Below are 17806 nucleotides of genomic sequence, written 5' to 3'. Positions count from 1 at the left end.
TCTACATTTGTAGAGTACTACTACACTTGTAGAGTGCGAAAGGCGACGATCGGGGACGCGGCCATCGAGGTGATCGCGGCCGAAGGGATGCGGGGGCTGACTCATCGCGCCGTCGACCGGTTCGCCGGGCTGCCGCCGGGCTCGACCTCGTATTACGCGCGGACGCGGGCGGCGCTGCTGGAGCTGGCGATCTCGCGGATGGTCGAACTCGACGAGGTCACCCTCGATCCGCCGCCCGGACGGCTGGCCGAGTACGTGGCGGGGTTCGCCCACGCGGCGATCACGAACGGGCGGACGCGGATGCTCGCGCGGTACGAATTCGCGCTGGAGGCGACGCGGCGGCCGGAGCTGCGCGAGGCCTACGACCGCGGGGGACTGGTCATCCGGCGGCGATGCGCCGAGGTGCTCGCCGGATGCGGATCGGCGGAGCCGGAGCGGCACGCGCGGGTGCTCGTCGCGTGGCTGGAGGGGACGGTCTTCGACGCGCTGGCCGGGACCGGCTCGCTGCGGCCGCCCGGTCTGGAGGAGCTGACGCGAGGGGCGCGGGAGGTTTTGGCGGGGCTCGGGGTGGCGGGGTAGCGGGGGACCTTTGCTATCGCCGGGGCTCTGACCTGTGGGTTTGTGGCTTTGGGAGCAAGGGACCTTTGGTATCGCGCCCCTCGGCGGGCGGGGGTGTGTGGATATAGGGACGTTGAGTGTCCCTATATCCACACACCCTGTACTCCGCGTAGCGGTGCGTACTGACCGTGTGGATTTTGGTGCGTTGGATGACCAGAAATCCACACGGTCGCCGCGCTGACCTGTGGAAAGAGAGCAAGGGACCTTTGCTACCACTTGGCCGGGCAGGGGTGCGGCGACCTTGAGGCACCGGCTCGTCGATCCTGGAGCGGGAGCGTCGCGAAAGCCACTTTCAGGACGTCAGGCGTCCTGAAAGTGGCTTTCGCGACGTGCCTGGGCGCTCAAGCGAGAGCAAAGGTCCCTTGCTCTCCCTCAGGCGTCGCGCCGCCGCAGCACAGTGGAACCCGTGACGAGACCGGCCGCCGCCCACGCCATACAGAGCGCGATGCCGACCCAAGGCGCGTAGGGCGCGACGCCGCCGAAGATCGGGTTCGGCTGGCCGGAGGTCACCATCGCGTTGACGCCCGCGAAGCCGGGGAAGTAGTTCACGATGTCTTCCCCGCCCAGCGAACCGGCGAACATCGGGATCATCACCAGCAGCACGAAGACCGTCACGATCGTCCCCGCGGTGCTCCGCAGCGCCGTCCCGAGGCCGAGGCAGAGCAGGCCCAGCAGCGCGAAGTAGCCGCCCATGCCCGCCGAGGTCGCGAGTATGTCGCCCACCGAGGAGTCCCGGTCGGGGATCAGCGGCGCCGAGATCGCCACGCCGGCGAGGGTGTTCAGGACGCCGTAGCCGAACAGCACCGGCAGCAGGACGGCCGATTTCGCGGCGAGGACCCGGTTCCGCACCGGGACCCACTGCAGGGTCGAGCGGATACTGCCGCTGGCGTACTCGCTCGTGATGAACAGCGTCGCCAGCGCGACCACGGCGAACTGCGTGAGATAGAACGCCGCTCCGGCCACGACGGCGTGCGGAGCCATCGAGCGTTCGACGCCGGCGTTCGCGGCCAGGCCCAGCGCGCCGGAGTAGGCGAGCATCAGGAAAAGTCCGCTGATCAGGCACCACCAGGTGGACCGGACCGACCAGAACTTGGTCCATTCCGAAGAGATCGTGTTCATCGTGCGCTCCACTGCTTGAAGAAGCCGGTCAGCCGGTCACGGAAGAAGTCCAGCGCCTTCCACGAATCGATCGAGCCGTACTGGTTCTCGACCTCGGCCGGCGGGACGTGCGGCCGCAACCCCAGCTGGTCGACCAGGATCGCCGCGTCGGTCACCGACGAATGGCCGCTGTCCTCCACGAGGTCCTGTTCCTTCGGCCCGGTGAGCCGCGGCCAGGTCTCGTTCCAGGACGTGCGGTAGTACTTTTCGCCGGTCGGGCTGGTCAGCAGCAGGAACGGCCGGTCGAGGGAAGTGATGCCGAAGAACGGGCCGTCGACGTTCACGCCCGCCTTGATCCGCCGGTCGGCGGCCATCGCGGTGGCGGTCGCCGAACCCCCGGCCGAGTGACCGGCCATCCCGATCTTCGTGGCGTCGATCGACCAGCGCCGGTCCTTCAGCAGGGTGTCGACGACGAACGTCGTGTCGATCGCGCGGTTCGCGATCGCGGCGGGCCAAGGGTCATCTGACCGTCCACAAGCGACACACTGGCGCAGCCCGTCGGGGAACTCCGTTGCCCAGGCCTCATAGGCGTGATCGATCCCGGCGACCACGAAACCTTGTGCGGCAAGGTGTTCGGCCACCGAGGTCAGGGTGATCCGGTTGTTGCCCGCGCCCGGCGAAAGCAGCACCAGCGGACGTCGTCCGGGCAGGGCGGGCGCGTTCTCGCGGGAGTGGACCCGCACCTTGCTCAGCGTGTCCGGCGGCAGGTCGAGTTTCCGCCCGGCGACGGCCGCCGCGGATTCGGCCTTGGTCATGTACAGCGGCGAGCGTCCGAGCGGAACCGCCGGGTACCAGACGTTGACCATCAGTTCGCGCCGCTTTTCGGGCACCCAGGGGTCGGCTCTCCCCTGATCAGTGAGGTGCAGTGTGCGCAGTCCGATCGGGAGCGGGCCACCCGGCGCGGGCAACGACAGTTGCGGTGCCGCCGACGCGGCCGCCGGCACCCCCAGCAGGCCGGCGATCACCGCCACCAGGACCATGAGTGACTTCATGCCGCGACTCCCGTTCCGTATTCGACCGAAGAAGCGGTCAGTTCCATGTACGCCTGTTCCAGTGACGCGGTCCGTTCGGCCAGCCCGTGCACGCGGATCCCGAGTTCGTGCACCGCGTCGCCGACGAGGTGCACGGGCAGATCGTGCACGATCAGTTCGTCCCGATCGGATTCCGTGGTCGCGCCGAGCGCGCGCAGTCGCTGTTCGAGTGTGCGCAGGTCGGCGGGAGCGGGCACCCGCACCGCGACCGACGTCCGCGAATTGCCCGCGATGAACTCGTCGACCGGTGCGTCGGCGAGCAGTTTTCCCTTGCCGATGACGACCAGCATGTCGGCGGTCAGCTGCATCTCGCTCATCAGATGGCTCGACACGAAAACCGTGCGGCCCTCTTCCGCGAGCGAGCGCATCAGCTGCCGCACCCAGCGGACGCCGTCGGGGTCGAGGCCGTTGACCGGTTCGTCGAACATCAGCACACCCGGGTCGCCCAGCAGCGCGCCGGCGATCCCGAGCCGCTGCCCCATGCCGAGTGAGAACGTCCCGGCTCGTTTGCCCGCGACGTCGGTGAGGCCGACCGTCGCGAGCACCTCGTCCACCCGGCTCGCCGGGATCCCGTTGCTGCGCGCCATGGCGAGGAGGTGCTTGCCCGCGCTCCGCCCCGGGTGCAGCGCTTTGGCTTCGAGCAGCGCGCCGACCTCGCGCAGCGGATACCGCAGGTCCGCGTACGTCTTGCCGCCGATCCGGACCTCACCCGCGCTCGGCGAGTCGAGGCCGAGCGTCATCCGCATGGTCGTCGACTTGCCCGCGCCGTTGGGACCGAGGAAACCGGTCACCTTGCCCGGCTCGACGGCGAACGTCAGCCCGTCGACCACCGTCTTCTCGCCATAGCGCTTCGTGAGTCCTCGAAGCGTGATCATCCGCGTCCTCCTTCGTGTCCCTGAATCCTCCGACGCGGGGACACCCGAGGGCATTGCCCTGAAGTCATCGGCCATCCCTTACTTTCGACAGGTGCCGCTCGGCACGAGTCACCGCGGAAAGGCACAATCGGCGCCATGACCACCCGCGAACAACGGCGCGTGAATCCGCTCGACCTGGTGATGCTCGTACTCGCTGTGTTCTCCGTCGGGCTCCTCGCCTACGTGATGTTCTTCCCTCATTCGGAGGAGACGGCGCATCGTGTCTTCATCATCGACACGACGGTGTGCGGGATCTTCGCGCTGGAATTCCTGTGGCGGTGGCGGCGCGCAGGCTGGGAGAAGCGGTTTCCGCTGCGCAACTGGTACGAGATCCTCGGCATGATCCCCGTCGCGCATCCGGCGCTGCGCGGGTTCCGGCTGCTGCGGATCGTCGTGGTGCTGGTGCGGCTCGCCCGTACGGCGGACCGCGCGTTCGGGGAGCGGTTCACGCAGCGGCTGGTCGAACGGCTTTCGCGGCCGATCGTGCTGGCGATCAAGAAGCCGATCACGATCGCGGTGCTCGACGAGGTCGTGAAGGTGCTGGAAACCGGGAACTATCCGCAGAACCTCGCGCGCTCACTCGGGGAGAACCAGTCGCTGCTGCGGGGGATCATCGCCGAGAAGCTCAAGAACGATCCGCAGGCGGGACGGCTTTCGAAGCTGCCGTTCCACGACGAGGTGGTGCGTTCGGTGATCGACACCGCGATGCGCGTGATCCTCGAAGTGCTGACCGACCCGCGGACCGACGAGTTCTTCGCGCACGTGGTGCGGGAGAACCGGGAGCAGATCCGGAGCGCGGTGCAGCTGGGGTTGAACGAACGTGAGGACGACGAGGAGCTGGCGGCGCAACTGCCGACGCGGCCTCAGCACCAGCTGATGGACTGAGCGGTCAGCTCCCGCCGCGCCGGGTGGTTCGCCGGGTGGGCGCGGCGTTCAGCGGGTCTTCCGGCCAGGGATGCTTCGGATAGCGCCCGCGGAGATCGGCACGCACTGCCGCGTAACCGTTGCGCCAGAACGATTCCAGATCGGCGGTGACCGCGGCGGGCCGTCCGGCGGGTGACAGCAGGTGCAGTACGACGGGAACGCCCGCCAGTTCCGGCGTCGCGAGCCAGCCGAAGGTCTCCTGCAGTTTCACGGCCAGCACCGGCTGCTCGCCCGAGTAGTCGACCCGGATCCGCGAACCCGACGGCACCTCCAGCCGATCCGGTGCCAGTTCGTCCAAACGCGACGCTTCGGGCCAGGGCAGCAGTCCGCGCAGGGCGGCGCCCGCGTCCAGCGAAGCCAGATCCGACCGTCGGCGCGCCGTCCCGAGGTCGAGCCAGCTGTCCAAAGTGGACAACAGTGTCGTCGAATCGACCGCGGGCCAAGGCGAGCCCAGCACTCGATGCAGGAACGCCAGCCGTTCGCGCAGTCGCCGCCCGTCCTCCGACCATCGCAGGAGGCCGAGACCTTCGGTGCGCAAGCCGTCCAGCAGTGCGGCGCGGATCGCGTCCGGCGCGGGCGAGCGCAACGGTTTCTCCGCAAGCACGATCGCCCCGAGCCGCCGCACCGAACGCGCCACGACGTCACCCGAAGACCAGTGCACTTCGTCCACAGAGGACACCAGGTTCGGTGCCGCGCGGACGGCGAGGTCCTCGTCCGCGGGCGCGGCCAGCCGGATGATGCCCTGCGCGCGGCCGGGATCCCTGGTCGCTTCGGCCACCGCCAGCCATTCGACGTCGGCCAGTCCGCTGCCGCGCGGAAGTTCGGCCGCCGTCCCACCGGCCATCAGGTACACCGGTGCCCCCGCGGAACGCCGTCGTGCCAGCCGCTCGGGATGCGCCAGCGCCACGACCAGCGCCGGATCGGAGGCCTTGCCGCCGTCGGGCACCAGCTTGGAAAGCCGCCGCACGTCACGCTTCCAGCGCTCGTCGCCGCGCACCCGCCGCAGTTCGGCTTCGAGGTCGGTCAGCGTGCCACCGCTGTCCAGCAGTGCGACGACTTCGGCCGCCGAACGCGCGTTGGTCCGCGCCGCGCCGTCCAGCAACGCCCTCGCCAGCCGCGGATGCAGGCCCAGCCCGGCCATTTTCCGGCCGCGTTCGGTGACCGTCCCGTCTTCCGCGGTCGCCCCGAGCGTGGTCAGCAACGCGCGACCGGCGGCCAGCGCGCCTTCGCCTGGCGGATCCCACCACGAGAGGGCGGAACCGTCCGGAGTGGACCAGCACGCGAGCTCCAAGGCGAACCGCGCCAGTTCGGCCGTCCGGATCTCGGGTTCGGGGTAGGCGGGCAGGGAACCCTGTTCGTGCGCCGCCCAGCACCGGTACGCACGTCCCGGCGCCTCGCGGCCGGCACGGCCGGCGCGCTGCTCGGCGACCGCGGCCGAAACGCGGACCGTCGCCAGCCCAGGCAGGCCGCGCCGATGATCGACTCGGGGCACGCGGGACAGTCCGCAGTCCACCACCGCGCGCACGCCCGGAACGGTCAGGCTGGACTCGGCGACCGACGTCGACAGCACCACCCGGCGGCGGGCGCGTGGGCGCAACGCGTCGTCCTGGCTCGCCGCGGAAAGCCGTCCGTGCAGGGGCAGTACATCGGCGTCCAGGCCGCTGAGCAGACCGCTCACCCTGGCGATCTCGCCCGCGCCAGGCAGAAAAGCGAGCACGTCACCGTCCCCTTCGGACAGTGCTTTGTGGATCACTCGGGCCACGGTCGCCTCGACCCGTTCGCCGCGTGCGGGCGGGGAGTACGACACGTCCACCGGATAAGTCCTCGCGTGCGCGGTGATCACCGGCGCGTCCCCGAGCAGGGTGGCCAGCCGTCCGGAGGCCACGGTGGCGGACGTCGCGAGCAGGCGCAGGTCGTCCCGCAGTCCGGCGCGCACGTCCAGCAACAGCGCGAGCAACAGGTCCGCGTCGAGATGCCGCTCGTGGCATTCGTCGAGCAGGACGGTCGAAACCCCGGTCAATTCGGGATCGCCCTGCACCCGCCGGACCAGCAAACCCGACGTCACCACTTCGATCCGGGTCGAAGACGACACCTTCCGGTCCCCGCGGACCGAATAGCCGACCGTCTCACCGACCCGTTCGCCCAGCAGGGACGCCATCCGTGCGGCCGCGGCGCGGGCAGCCAGGCGCCTCGGTTCGGCGACGATCACCCGGCCTTCGCCGTTGTCCAGCGCGAGCGGCACCAAGGTGGTCTTGCCGGTGCCAGGGGGCGCGACGAGTACCGCGGTGCCGTGCGCGCCGAGAGCGGCTTCGAGTTCGGGCAGGACGGCGCGAACCGGCAGATCGGGAAGGGTCACTGCTCGGTGACCTGCGGCGGAGGCGGGATCCGGTAACCGGACGGGCCGATGTTGCGGTTCAGCGATGCGAGCCACTCCCCGGACGAGATCATCTTCTGGATCGCCCTGGCCACCGCGGCCCGGCCCTCGATGTCGTCCTTGCGCAGGCCGACACCGTATTTCTCCTTCGAGAACGGCTTGCCGACGACCCTCAGCAACTCCGGGTTCTGCGCCACGTAACCGGCCAGGATGACGTCGTCGGTGGTCACCGCGTCCACCTGTCCCGCGAGCAAGGCCGTGACGCAATCCTGATAGCGCGGGTACTCGACGAGCTGGACGGCCTGGGCGAACTTGTCGCGCACCTGCTCGGCGGAGGTGGTGCCGCCCACGGCGCACAGCTTGCGGCCGTTGAGGTTCTCGGGACCGGTGATGTCGGTCGACCGGAGGCGGACGAGCAGATCCTGGCCGGTGTCGAAATAGGGCCCGGCGAAGGCGACCATCTGTTTGCGTTTCTCGGTGATCGAGTAGGTCGCCACCATCAGATCCGTGGTCCCGGACGTAATGTCCGTCTCGCGGGACGAGGGCTTGCTGTCGTGCCAGGTGATGTGATCCTCGTCCACACCCAATTCACTCGCGATGTACTTCGCCACATCGACGTCGAAACCGACGTACCGGCCGTCGATCGTCCGTTTGGAGAGTCCTGGCTGGTCGAAGCGGATGCCGATGGTGAGTTTGTTGGACCCGACGGCGCGTACGACGAGGGAATCCGACGGACCGGCCTCTTGGGAGCATGCCGCCATTGTGACCAGCATCAAGCAGGCCACCAGCAGGCCGCGTCCCCTCATCGGGTGCCTCCGTCCGCCGCCTCACGTTGTTCTCAGGGTCGACGGTTAGCCTAGGCCCGTGCGTAGACCGCCCCAAGTCGTACTCGACGCCGTGGGCACACTCGCCCGGCTCGGACTGGCCGCCGTCTGGTTGGTTTCCGGAGCGCTGAAGATCAGCGATCCGGGACAGACCTACATCGCGGTCCAGGCTTTCGATGTCCTGCCGGACGGGCTCGTCCGCCCGGTCGCGATCGGGATGCCGCTCGTCGAACTGGCGCTCGGCCTGTTCCTGCTCGCCGGGTTCGTGACCCGGTGGGTGTCGGTGCTGTCGGTGCTGATGCTCGCGGTGCTCATCGCCGCGATCGCCCAATCCTGGGCGCGCGGGCTGAGCATCGACTGCGGCTGCTTCGGCGGTGGCGGTCAGATCGCCGCGGATCAGACGAGGTATCCGCAGGAGATCGCCAGGGACCTCGGGTTCGCGCTACTGGGTGTCTGGCTGATCGTGCGGCCGCGGACCTGGCTGTCCGTGGACGGCTGGCTCGGGAACTCTCAAGCCCCCGCCGACGACGACTATGTGGGTATCGCTGAAGGGAACGAATAATCGTGGGTGGAGCTGAGCGCAACGCTCGGAAACGCAAGCAGCAGCAGACGGCGTCGCGCTCGGTGGCACAGGCCAGGGGCGTCGCGGGCGGCGACAAGAAGAAGATCGTCGCGATCACCGTCGCGGTGGTCGTGCTCGCCGCGCTGGTGATCGGTGGCGTGATCTGGACGACGTCCAGCAAGGACAGCACCGAGGGCAAGGTGATCGGGGCACAGCCGACCGCCTCGGCGCCCGGTGTCGTGGAGAAGCGTGACGGGGCCGCCGTGGTCGTCGGCAAGCCCGACGCGAAGAAGACCATCGACATCTACGCCGACTTCCTGTGCCCGGTCTGCAAGCAGTTCGAAGAGTCGTTCAAGGGCCAGATCGAGGAGCAGGTGAACAACGGGACCCTGCAGGTCCGGTACCACATGCTGCCGATGCTCAACCAGCGTTCCGACCCGCCGGGCTACTCGCTGGACTCCGCCAACGCCTCGCTCGCCGCGGCCGACGCGGGCAAGTTCCTCGCCTTCCACGACGCGCTGTTCAAGGACCAGCCGGAGGAAGGCGGACGCGGGTTCGACAAGGCGCAGCTGATCAAGCTCGGCCAGGACGTCGGCATCACCGACCCGGCCTTCGCGATGGCGGTCAACGGTGGCGCCTACGAGCAGCAGATCCAGGACGCGTACAAGAAGATCTCGACGGATCCGGCGCTGCAGCAGGACTTCGGCAACGGACCCGGCTTCGGCACGCCGACCGTCACCGCGAACGGGCAGGTCGTGAAGCTCGAGGCGGACTGGGTGAAGAAGGTCGTCGGGTAGTTAACGAAGTACATGAAGGCCCCCTTCCTTGCGCCTAGGTACAGGAAGGGGGCCTTCATGTACTTCGGGGGGCGTGCGGCGTGGGGTGCGCGGGCGGGGCGATAGCAAAGGTCCCTTGCTCTCTTTCCGCCGTCTCACCGCAAGTAGATGACGAATTGCGGGGGAGTCAGGGGTGCGAAGCGGAGGCGACGGCCGCGAAGGCCTGTACGCGGGCTGTCTCGGCGGAGCGCGGCCAGACGAGGCCCCACTCGACGTCGGGTGAACCGGCGAAGGGCACGAAGCGGATTCGCGGGTGGCTGAAGTACTCCTGTGCGTGTGCGGCGAGCGGGCAGATGCCGGCGCCGGTGGCGATCGCGGCGAGCAGTTCCTGGAACGTCGCGAAGGGCTTGCCTCGCGTCACGGGGTGACCGGCCGGTGTCAGCCACTGGCGTGGCTCCTCGATCCAGTACGGCTCCGGCGGATGCGCCGCGCGAAGGACGGTGTCGCGGGCGAGGTCGTCGAGGGTGACTGATTTCCGTCGCGCGAAAGGGTGTTTCGACGACACCGCGAGCACCATCGGTTCGGTGTGCAAGGCCGGTCCGGTCGTCAGTTCGGGTTCGTCGACCGGGAGCAGTGTCACCAGCACGTCGATCTCACCCGAGCGCAGCATGGCGACCGGGTCGGCGAAATCGGCCTCGCGGATGAGCAGTTCCGTGTCCGGGTAGCGCTGCCGGAAGCGGTCCAGCAGGTCTTCGGTCAGATCGGCGACGCCGGGTGCTTCGAAGCCCAGCCGCAGCACGCCGCCGATCCCGCGCCCGGCCGCGACGGCGCGGTCGATGCCTTCGTGGAGTGCGCGGTAGGCGGGGCCGAGGTCGTCCCGCAGCCGTTCGCCGATCGGCGTGAGCCGGACCCGCCTGCTGGTGCGGGCGAACAGTGGCGCGCCGATCCGGCGTTCCACCTGTTTGATCGTCTGGCTCACCCGTGCCTGCGAGACGTGCAGGCGTTCCGCGGTGCGGCCGAAATGCAGTTCGTCGGCCAGCGCCAGGAAGATCTCGATATCCCGCAGTTCCATAATCTCCAGGTTATCGATCGTGGCCCGGTGCCGGTCAGCGGGAACCGTCTTCGTCGCAGGTCTAGACCACTGACACTGTGTCATGTGTTAATTCAAGCAATGAATTTACAGACATTCGGCATGGGTGGTGAGGTATGACGAAATTCGTGGTCCGGCTCGCTCTGCTGTTCGTTTCGTGTCTCGCACTGGCGTTGGCGCCGGTTTCGGCACAGGCGGCGCCCGCGTTCAAGGTGCTGGCCTTCTACAACGGGACCTACGACGCGGCGCACATCAGCTTCGTCAAGGAAGCCAACCAGTGGTTCCCGAAAACCGCTTCACAGCACAACTTCGACTACGCCGCGACCAACGACTGGAACCGGCTGAGCTCGCTGCAACCCTCGCAGTACCAGGTCGTGCTGTTCCTGGACGACCTGCCGCAGACCTCGTCGCAACGCGCGGGCTTCGAGCGCTACATGAAGGCGGGCGGCGCGTTCTTCGGTTTCCACGTGGCGGCGTTCACCACGAATCCGTCCGGCTGGGACTGGTACCACAACAGGTTCCTGGGCACGGGGGCGTTCAAGTCCAACACCTGGGGGCCGACGACGGCGACGCTGAAGGTGGAGAACCGGCCGCATCCCTCGACCACGCGGCTGCCCGCGACGTTCACCTCGTCGGTGAGCGAGTGGTACGCCTGGAGCAGCGACCTGCGCAAGAACCAGGACATCCGGATCCTCGCGTCGGTGGACCCGGTGAGTTTCCCGCTCGGGACCGATCCGAACCAGTCCTGGTACAGCGGGTACTACCCGATCCTGTGGACCAACACCAAGTACAAGATGCTCTACGCCAACTTCGGGCACAACAAGATGAACTACGAGACGAACCAGCCGCTTTCGTCGACCTTCGCCAGCGAGGTGCAGAACCGTTTCCTCGTCGACGGCCTGTTATGGCTTGGCGGCGTGAAGGCCTCCTGACGGGGCGCCGAGGGCCTGACGGGAGCGTTTTCGCTGGTCAGGCCCTCGGCGATAGCAAAGGTCCCTTGCTACTCCTCGATGGCGCCGCCCACCGCGCGCAGGTGCTCCCGGAACGTCAGCGAAGGCGACTTCGCGCGCTCCGCGAGGAAGTCGGCGAAGTGCACCTGCTCGCGAAGGGACTCTCCGGCGCGGATCCGGTCGGCCTGGAGCCGTTCGGTGTCGCGGATGGCCTCGGCGCGGTCCAGGATCTCGTCCGCCCGGTCGGCCGGGATGAACAGGACGCCGTCCTCGTCGCCGAACACGAGGTCTTCCCGCGTCACCGTCCAGTCCCCGACGACGGCTGAGTCGAGCGCGCCGTCCGGACGGGCGGAGACCGAGAGCGGACCGGTCGGGATCGAGCCGAGGCTGAACACCGGCAGCCCGATCTTCTTGATGTCGGCGGTGTCGCGGTGCAGCCCCCAGATGACGACGCCGCTCAGCCCGGCCGCTTCCGCTTCGAGGACCGCGAGGTCCCCGACGCAGCTCTCGTCGAGCCTGCCGCCGTTGTCGACGACGAGGACGTCGCCGGGGTTCGCGATTTCGTACGCCTCCAGGAAGACGTCGACGCTGCCGACGTGCCGGGCGGGAGTGACCCGCCCGGCCACGCGGCCGCCGGGCACGACCGCGTGCGTGCCGGCGGGCGCGCATCGGACCGGGACACCGGTGCGGACGCAGCCGTCGGTCAGGTGCGCGGTGGTCAGCTGGGAGAACCGCTGCCGAAGCTCCTCGGGATCCATATCCCGACTTTAGCCACGGCGCCACACCACGGGTTTGTGGTTCGGGCTGCTGTCATCCCGCACGGAGCCCATGACCTCGCCGTTCTCGCCGACGAGGGCGCCGCAGCCGGGGGAAGGCGCGGGCAGCGTCTCGACCGCGCCACCCGGCGACCACAGCGCGGGAACCGTGGAGAAGTCCGGAGTCCTCAAGCAACCTGTGACGAGTCCCGACCTGTTGAGCGAGACCGCCGTCATGGAGTCCGGCACCGGAACAGAGGTGTCGTAGGCCGTCCAAAGCCGGTCGCCTCCTTGGAGGCCGGCCAGCACCTTGCCGTCCCGGATCGCGAGGGCGCGTGATTCGCGGACGCCCTCCGGGAGGACGAGTTGCCGCGCCACGCCGTCCTTCCAGAGCCAGGTACTGCCGCCCTGTTCCTGCATCAGGATCGTGCCGTCGTGGTCGATGTCCACCGGGTCGAGCAGCGGCGGGCTGTCCAGCAGTACCGGGTTCGCGCGGTCGTCGACGGGCCAGATAGCCGCCCGGGAGCCGAACCGCGGGTCGTTGTGCACGGAGCCGACGACGTCGCCGCGGTCGTTCATGCCGACGACCCGCGTCTGGGCGTAGTTCGGCACCTTCCCCAGAAGCTGGAAGCCGCCGTTCTCGAAGACGAACGAACGATAAGTCCGGGTCGGATTCGCGTAGCCGTCCATGAGAATCGACCGCGACGCGTTCTCGTCCACGGTCACGACCCTGTCGTAGCCTGCCGGGATGCCGTGGTTCTGAACGGTCCCTCCCGACCAGGTGAGCAAGCCGTATTCGGAGTGTCCCGCGTAGCTTCCGGTCCCATCGGTGGCCACTACCTGGACAGTGCCGTAGGGCACCGGCAGGTAGCTCATCGTCCAGTCGGTCGCCGACGCGGTGCCCGTCGACAGCAGTCCGGCGGCGACGGTGGCCGTCAGGACCAAGCTCGTACGTTTCATCGAATCCCCCTGTGAGTTGTGTTCGCCCTGTTTAACGGGGGTGCGAGCAGTCTGTCTGCGTCACCTGACATGCAACGTGCCGTAAGTAACATCCGTTCAGACCTGTATGTAAGGGTTGATAAATACAGTCCTGTCTGTATCTTCAGTCTCAACAGCAACGACAAGGAGCGTCGTGGTGGCCAACAAGGTGTACGTCGTCGGCGTGGGCATGACGAAGTTCGAGAAGCCCGGACGTCGTGAGGACTGGGATTACCCGCAGATGGCCAAGGAGTCCGGGACCAAGGCGCTCGCAGACGCCGGGATCTCCTTCGACGAGGTGCGGCAGGCCTACGTCGGCTACGTCTACGGCGAGTCGACCTCGGGACAGCGGGCGGTCTACGAACTGGGCATGACCGGGATCCCGGTCGTCAACGTCAACAACAACTGCTCGACCGGGTCGACCGCGCTGTACCTCGCCGCGGAAGCGATCCGGGGCGGCCGCGCGGACTGCGCGCTCGCGCTCGGTTTCGAGAAGATGCAGCCGGGATCGCTCGGTTCCACCTACGACGACCGCGAGCAGCCGATGGGCAGGCATCTCCAGGCGCTCGCGGAGATCTCCGAGGTGCTCTTCCCGCCGGCGCCGTGGATGTTCGGCGCGGCGGGCCGCGAGCACATGAAGACCTACGGCACCACCGCCGAGCATTTCGCCAAGATCGGCGAGAAGAACCACCGGCACTCGGTGAACAATCCGTACGCGCAGTTCCAGGAAAGCTATTCGCTACAGGACATCCTCGACTCGCGGATGATCTACGACCCGCTCACCAAACTCCAGTGCTCGCCGACCTCGGACGGGTCCGGCGCGGCGATCCTCGCCAGCGAGTCCTTTGTGGACTCGCATGGGCTGGCGGAGCAGGCCGTCGAGATCGTCGGGCAGGCGATGACCACCGACTTCGCCAGCACCTTCGACGGTACCGCGAAGAACATCATCGGCTACGACATGAACGTCCAGGCCGCACGCCAGGTGTACGACCAGGCCGGGCTCGGCGCCGAAGACTTCCAGGTCATCGAACTGCACGACTGCTTCTCCGCCAACGAACTCCTGCTCTACGAAGCGCTGGGACTCTGCGCCGAAGGGGAAGCCGGGAAGCTCGTCGACTCCGGGGACACCACCTATGGCGGCAAATGGGTCGTCAACCCGTCCGGCGGGTTGATCTCCAAGGGACACCCGCTCGGCGCCACCGGCCTCGCGCAATGCGCCGAACTCACCTGGCAGCTGCGCGGAACCGCGGACAAACGCCAGGTCGACGGCGTCCAGGCCGCGCTGCAGCACAACATCGGACTCGGCGGCGCCGCCGTCGTCACCGCCTACCAGCGCGCCGAGCGCTGATCCCACCGAAAGGAAGAACCATGGGCAAGATCAGTGCCTCCGTCGAACTCCCCGCCGCTCCCGACAAGGTGTGGGCGGAGTTCTCCAACCCCAACAACTTCGAGAAGTGGCTGACCATCCACACCAAGTGGAAGGGCGAGGTCCCGGCCGAATTCTCCAAGGGAGCGCAGGCTTCCGAGGTCGTCACGATGCTCGGGATGCCGAACACGATCACCTGGACGGTCGACGAGTTCGAGGCGCCGTCGAAGCTGGCGATCTCCGGAACCGGGATGGCCGGGGTGAAGGTCAAGTTCGAGCTGACCGTGGAGGCGTCCGGCGAGGGATCGCTCGCCAGCATCAACGCGGAGTTCGCCGGCCAGATGATCGTCGGCGCGCTCGGCAAGGCCGTCGAGAAGGACGGCAAGAAGAACCTCGACGCCTCCCTCGAGAACTTCAAGGCGCTGGTCGCGTGACCGAGGAGCGGTTCGATCCCGACGGCCTCGGCAAGTGGACCGAGGAGTCCCGGTTCGAGGTGACCCGCGAGCGGCTGATCGAGTACGCCAAGGCCACCAACGACCCGATCCCGGCGCATCTCGCCGGGGACGTCGCGAGTCCCGTGTTCGCGATCGTGCCGGTGTTCGAGTCGCTGATGGAACCCGCGCTGGAGGTCGTCCCGGTCGGGCTGTTCGGCCGGATCGTGCACGGGGAACAGGAATTCCGGTTCCACCGGCCGATCCACCCCGGCGACAAGCTCGTTTCGCGGGCGCGGATGACGGGCTACGAAGGCTTGTCGAACGGCACGCGCGGCACCATCCACCTCGAATGCCGCACTGAAGACGGCGACCTGGTCAACGAGCAGTACGTGACCTTGTTCGTGCGCGGTTTCGACACCGGCGAGACGCGCGGCGAACTCGGGCCGGAGCACAAGTTCGACGAGGACCTGCGTTCGCAGGCACCGGTGGCGAAGGTGAACCAGCACGTCGACGACGACCAGACGTACCGGTACGCGCCCGCCGCGGGCGACCCCATGCCCATCCATCTCGACGAAGAGGTCGCGAAGGATTCGGGACTGCCGGGGATCATCGCGCACGGCCTGTGCACCATGGCGTTCACCTCGTGGGCGCTGCTGACCGAGGTCGCCGGGTCCGATGTGGACAGACTGAAACGGTTCGCCGTGCGGTTCGCCAAACCGGTGCTGCCCGGGCAAGACCTGACCACGTCCATCTGGAGCGCGGGTGGCGGGAGCTACGCGTTCGAGACCACCGTCGGCGAAACCGTCGTGATCAAAGACGGTCTCGCGGAATTCGCGGAGTAGGAGCAAAAGCCATGGGAGCACTCGACGGGCGGGTCGCCGTCATCACCGGCGCCGGCCGGGGGATCGGCCGCGAGCACGCGCTGCTGTTCGCACGGGAGGGCGCGAGCGTCGTGGTCAACGACCTCGGCGGGGCGAACGACGGCAGCGGGGCCGACACCGGCCCGGCACAGGAGGTCGTCGACGAGATCCGCGCGGCGGGCGGCAAGGCCGTGGCGAACACGGCCAACGTCGCCGACTGGGCGGGCGCCGAGGAACTGGTCGCGCAAGCGGTGGGCGAGTTCGGCAGGCTGGACGTCGTCGTGAACAACGCGGGCATCCTGCGCGACGCGTTCATCGCCGGGCTGGAGGAGTCCCAGTGGGATTCCGTGATCGCCGTGCATCTGAAGGGGCACGCGGCGGTGCTGCGGCACGCGGCCGCGTACTGGAAGTCGGCGAGCAAGGCCGGTGAGCGGGTGGCGGGCTCGGTGATCAACACCGCGTCGGCGTCCGGGGTCACGTTGCCGAACGCCGGACAAGCGAACTACGGCGCGGCGAAGGCGGGCATCGCCGCGCTGACGTTGGTCGCAGCCGAAGAACTGGAACGCTACGGCGTGCGGGTCAACGCGATCGCGCCGATCGCGCGCACGCGGCTCACCCTGGCGACGCCGGGCATGGGCGCGATCTTCGCGCAGGAAGTGGAAGAAGGGGAGTTCGACGCGTTCTCCCCGGCCAACATCTCGCCGCTGGTCGCCTACCTCGCGACCGAGAAGTGCCCGCTCACCGGCAAGGTGTTCGCGGTGCAGGGCGGCGCGATCTCCGAACTCGCGGGCTGGCACGACGTCAAGGTGATCGAAACCGAGACCGCCTGGGAGATCGACGACATCGCCGCGAGGCTGCCATGATCGAGTGGTCCGAGACCGAGCTGCTGATCCGGGACACCATCCGGGAGTTCATCGACAAGGAGATCCGGCCGCAGCTCGACGCGCTGGAAAGCGGGACACTGCCGCCGTACGACATCATCCGGAAGATGTTCGCGTCCTTCGGCATCGACGTGCTGGCGCGGGAATCGGTGTCGAAGCTGCTGTCCAAGGACCGTGGCTCCGGTGGCGGTGGTGGTCTCGCGTTCGGCGGGCAGGAGGCGATGGCGCTCATCGCGGTGAGCGAACTGGCCGGGGTCAGCCTCGGCATCGTCGCTTCGCTCGGCGTGAGCATCGGGCTGACCGCGCAGACGATCCTGACCAAGGGCACGCAGGCGCAGAAGGAACGCTGGCTGCCTTCTCTTGTCACTTTCGAGAAGGTCGGTGCGTGGGCGATCACCGAACCCGACTCCGGTTCGGACGCTTTCGGCGGGATGAAGACGTCGGTGCGGCGCGACGGTGACGAATATGTCCTCAATGGACAGAAGACGTTCATCACCAACGGTCCATACGCCGACACGATCATCGTGTACGCGAAGCTCGACGACGGCTCGGACGTCCGCGATCGCAAGGTGCTGACGTTCGTGCTGGACAAGGGCATGCCCGGGCTCACGCAGGGTAAGCCGTTCAAGAAGATGGGCATGATGTCGTCGCCGACGGGCGAGCTGTTCTTCAGCGACGTCCGGCTCGGGCGGGACAGGCTGCTCGGCGAATCCGAGACCGGCCGCGACGGCGACAGCAAGGCCGAGGTGAAGTCCGGGTTCGCCGTCGAGCGGATCGGGGTCGCGGCGCTGGCGCTCGGGATCATCAACGAATGCCACCGGCTTTGCGTGGACTACGCGAAGAACCGGAAGCTGTGGGGTCAGGAGATCGGGCGGTTCCAGCTGATCCAGCTCAAGCTCGCGAAGATGGAAGTCGCGCGGATCAACGTGCAGAACATGGTCTTCCAGCTGATCGAGACCCTGCGCGCGGGCAAGATGCCGACGCTGGCCGAGGCTTCGGCGATGAAGCTGTACTCGTCGGAGGCGGCCACCGAGGTCGCGATGGAGGCCGTGCAGCTGTTCGGCGGCAACGGGTACATGGCGGAGTACCGGGTGGAGCAGCTGGCGCGGGACGCGAAGTCGCTGATGATCTACGCGGGAAGCAACGAGATCCAGGTGACGCACATCGCGAAGGGTCTGCTGGGCCGCTGAGGGAGCAAGGGACCTTTGCTATCGCGTGCGTGAGACGGCCGGCGCGCGCGCACTGAAGGGGCCTTTCATAGCAAAATTTGCTACGAAAGGCCCCTTCATTGCGCTTGCGCTGGGTGGGGAG

18 protein-coding genes are annotated in these 17806 nt (G+C 67.9%); 10 read left to right on the top strand and 8 right to left on the bottom strand.

What is annotated here, in order from left to right:
• Window positions 1–33 precede the first annotated feature (33 nt).
• Window positions 34–579: a TetR/AcrR family transcriptional regulator gene (locus ACLJO0_RS33765; RefSeq protein WP_410583074.1), complete on the top strand. Its 546-nt coding sequence runs from the start codon at window positions 34–36 to the stop codon at window positions 577–579.
• 411 nt (window positions 580–990) lie between these two features.
• On the opposite strand, the gene ACLJO0_RS33760 is transcribed toward ACLJO0_RS33765, so the two are convergent.
• Genes ACLJO0_RS33760 through ACLJO0_RS33750 form a run of 3 tightly spaced genes read right to left on the bottom strand, consistent with a single transcriptional unit; the run spans window position 991 to window position 3682 of the window.
• Window positions 991–1737 (bottom strand): ABC transporter permease, encoded by a 747-nt coding sequence (locus tag ACLJO0_RS33760; RefSeq protein WP_410583073.1) that lies wholly within the window; start codon window positions 1735–1737, stop codon window positions 991–993.
• Complete coding sequence (locus ACLJO0_RS33755; RefSeq protein WP_410583071.1) at window positions 1734–2768, bottom strand: alpha/beta hydrolase family protein; 1035 nt, start codon at window positions 2766–2768, stop codon at window positions 1734–1736. Before ACLJO0_RS33755 ends, ACLJO0_RS33760 begins: the two co-directional genes overlap by 4 nt.
• Complete coding sequence (locus tag ACLJO0_RS33750; protein WP_410583069.1) at window positions 2765–3682, bottom strand: ATP-binding cassette domain-containing protein; 918 nt, start codon at window positions 3680–3682, stop codon at window positions 2765–2767. The genes ACLJO0_RS33755 and ACLJO0_RS33750 overlap by 4 nt, the downstream gene beginning before the upstream one ends.
• A 135-nt stretch (window positions 3683–3817) precedes the next feature.
• Here ACLJO0_RS33750 and ACLJO0_RS33745 point away from each other — a divergent pair, with 135 nt between their 5' ends.
• Entirely contained in the window at window positions 3818–4606 is a 789-nt protein-coding gene (locus ACLJO0_RS33745; RefSeq protein ID WP_410583067.1) for an ion transporter, read from the top strand.
• Between the two features lie 4 nt (window positions 4607–4610).
• Here the strand turns inward: ACLJO0_RS33745 and hrpB are convergent, their stop codons facing one another.
• Together hrpB and ACLJO0_RS33735 are read right to left on the bottom strand one after the other, a co-directional pair.
• Complete coding sequence (gene hrpB / locus ACLJO0_RS33740; protein ID WP_410583066.1) at window positions 4611–7001, bottom strand: ATP-dependent helicase HrpB; 2391 nt, start codon at window positions 6999–7001, stop codon at window positions 4611–4613.
• Complete coding sequence (locus ACLJO0_RS33735) at window positions 6998–7825, bottom strand: glutamate ABC transporter substrate-binding protein (protein ID WP_410583064.1); 828 nt, start codon at window positions 7823–7825, stop codon at window positions 6998–7000. Before ACLJO0_RS33735 ends, hrpB begins: the two co-directional genes overlap by 4 nt.
• Window positions 7826–7916: 91 nt before the next feature.
• Here ACLJO0_RS33735 and ACLJO0_RS33730 point away from each other — a divergent pair, with 91 nt between their 5' ends.
• Entirely contained in the window at window positions 7917–8405 is a 489-nt protein-coding gene (locus tag ACLJO0_RS33730; protein WP_396559263.1) for a MauE/DoxX family redox-associated membrane protein, read from the top strand.
• A gap of 2 nt (window positions 8406–8407) precedes the next feature.
• Window positions 8408–9202 carry a DsbA family protein gene (locus ACLJO0_RS33725; RefSeq protein ID WP_410583063.1) on the top strand — a complete coding sequence of 265 codons (795 nt, stop codon included), beginning with the start codon at window positions 8408–8410 and terminating at the stop codon, window positions 9200–9202.
• 166 nt (window positions 9203–9368) lie between these two features.
• On the opposite strand, the gene ACLJO0_RS33720 is transcribed toward ACLJO0_RS33725, so the two are convergent.
• A complete protein-coding gene (locus ACLJO0_RS33720; RefSeq protein WP_410583062.1) occupies window positions 9369–10253 on the bottom strand; it encodes a LysR family transcriptional regulator in 885 nt (294 codons plus the stop codon).
• Between the two features lie 134 nt (window positions 10254–10387).
• On the opposite strand from ACLJO0_RS33720, the gene ACLJO0_RS33715 reads away from it, so the two are divergent.
• The gene (locus ACLJO0_RS33715) at window positions 10388–11203 is read left to right on the top strand and encodes a ThuA domain-containing protein (RefSeq protein WP_410583061.1); all 816 of its coding nucleotides are present in this window, start codon (window positions 10388–10390) and stop codon (window positions 11201–11203) included.
• 68 nt (window positions 11204–11271) lie between these two features.
• Here ACLJO0_RS33715 and ACLJO0_RS33710 read toward each other — a convergent pair whose 3' ends face one another.
• Both ACLJO0_RS33710 and ACLJO0_RS33705 read right to left on the bottom strand, forming a co-directional pair.
• Window positions 11272–11979: an RraA family protein gene (locus tag ACLJO0_RS33710; protein WP_410583059.1), complete on the bottom strand. Its 708-nt coding sequence runs from the start codon at window positions 11977–11979 to the stop codon at window positions 11272–11274.
• A gap of 9 nt (window positions 11980–11988) precedes the next feature.
• Entirely contained in the window at window positions 11989–12936 is a 948-nt protein-coding gene (locus ACLJO0_RS33705) for a hypothetical protein (protein WP_410583057.1), read from the bottom strand.
• Window positions 12937–13108: 172 nt separating this feature from the next.
• On the opposite strand from ACLJO0_RS33705, the gene ACLJO0_RS33700 reads away from it, so the two are divergent.
• Genes ACLJO0_RS33700 through ACLJO0_RS33680 form a run of 5 tightly spaced genes read left to right on the top strand, consistent with a single transcriptional unit; the run spans window position 13109 to window position 17685 of the window.
• Window positions 13109–14302: a lipid-transfer protein gene (locus tag ACLJO0_RS33700; protein ID WP_410583055.1), complete on the top strand. Its 1194-nt coding sequence runs from the start codon at window positions 13109–13111 to the stop codon at window positions 14300–14302.
• A 20-nt stretch (window positions 14303–14322) separates the two neighbouring features.
• On the top strand, window positions 14323–14754 hold the full coding sequence (locus tag ACLJO0_RS33695; RefSeq protein ID WP_410583053.1) for an SRPBCC family protein: 432 nt from the start codon (window positions 14323–14325) through the stop codon (window positions 14752–14754).
• Window positions 14751–15596: a MaoC/PaaZ C-terminal domain-containing protein gene (locus tag ACLJO0_RS33690; RefSeq protein ID WP_410583051.1), complete on the top strand. Its 846-nt coding sequence runs from the start codon at window positions 14751–14753 to the stop codon at window positions 15594–15596. The genes ACLJO0_RS33695 and ACLJO0_RS33690 overlap by 4 nt, the downstream gene beginning before the upstream one ends.
• 11 nt (window positions 15597–15607) lie before the next feature.
• On the top strand, window positions 15608–16477 hold the full coding sequence (locus tag ACLJO0_RS33685) for an SDR family oxidoreductase (protein WP_125789241.1): 870 nt from the start codon (window positions 15608–15610) through the stop codon (window positions 16475–16477).
• The gene (locus ACLJO0_RS33680; RefSeq protein WP_410583049.1) at window positions 16474–17685 is read left to right on the top strand and encodes an acyl-CoA dehydrogenase family protein; all 1212 of its coding nucleotides are present in this window, start codon (window positions 16474–16476) and stop codon (window positions 17683–17685) included. The genes ACLJO0_RS33685 and ACLJO0_RS33680 overlap by 4 nt, the downstream gene beginning before the upstream one ends.
• The last annotated feature ends 121 nt before the right edge of the window (window positions 17686–17806 follow it).

This window comes from Amycolatopsis sp. lyj-108 (assembly GCF_046549005.1).
GTDB lineage: Bacteria > Actinomycetota > Actinomycetes > Mycobacteriales > Pseudonocardiaceae > Amycolatopsis.
Note: the sequence above shows the minus strand (reverse complement) of the source record. Positions and strands in the feature narration are given on the sequence as shown.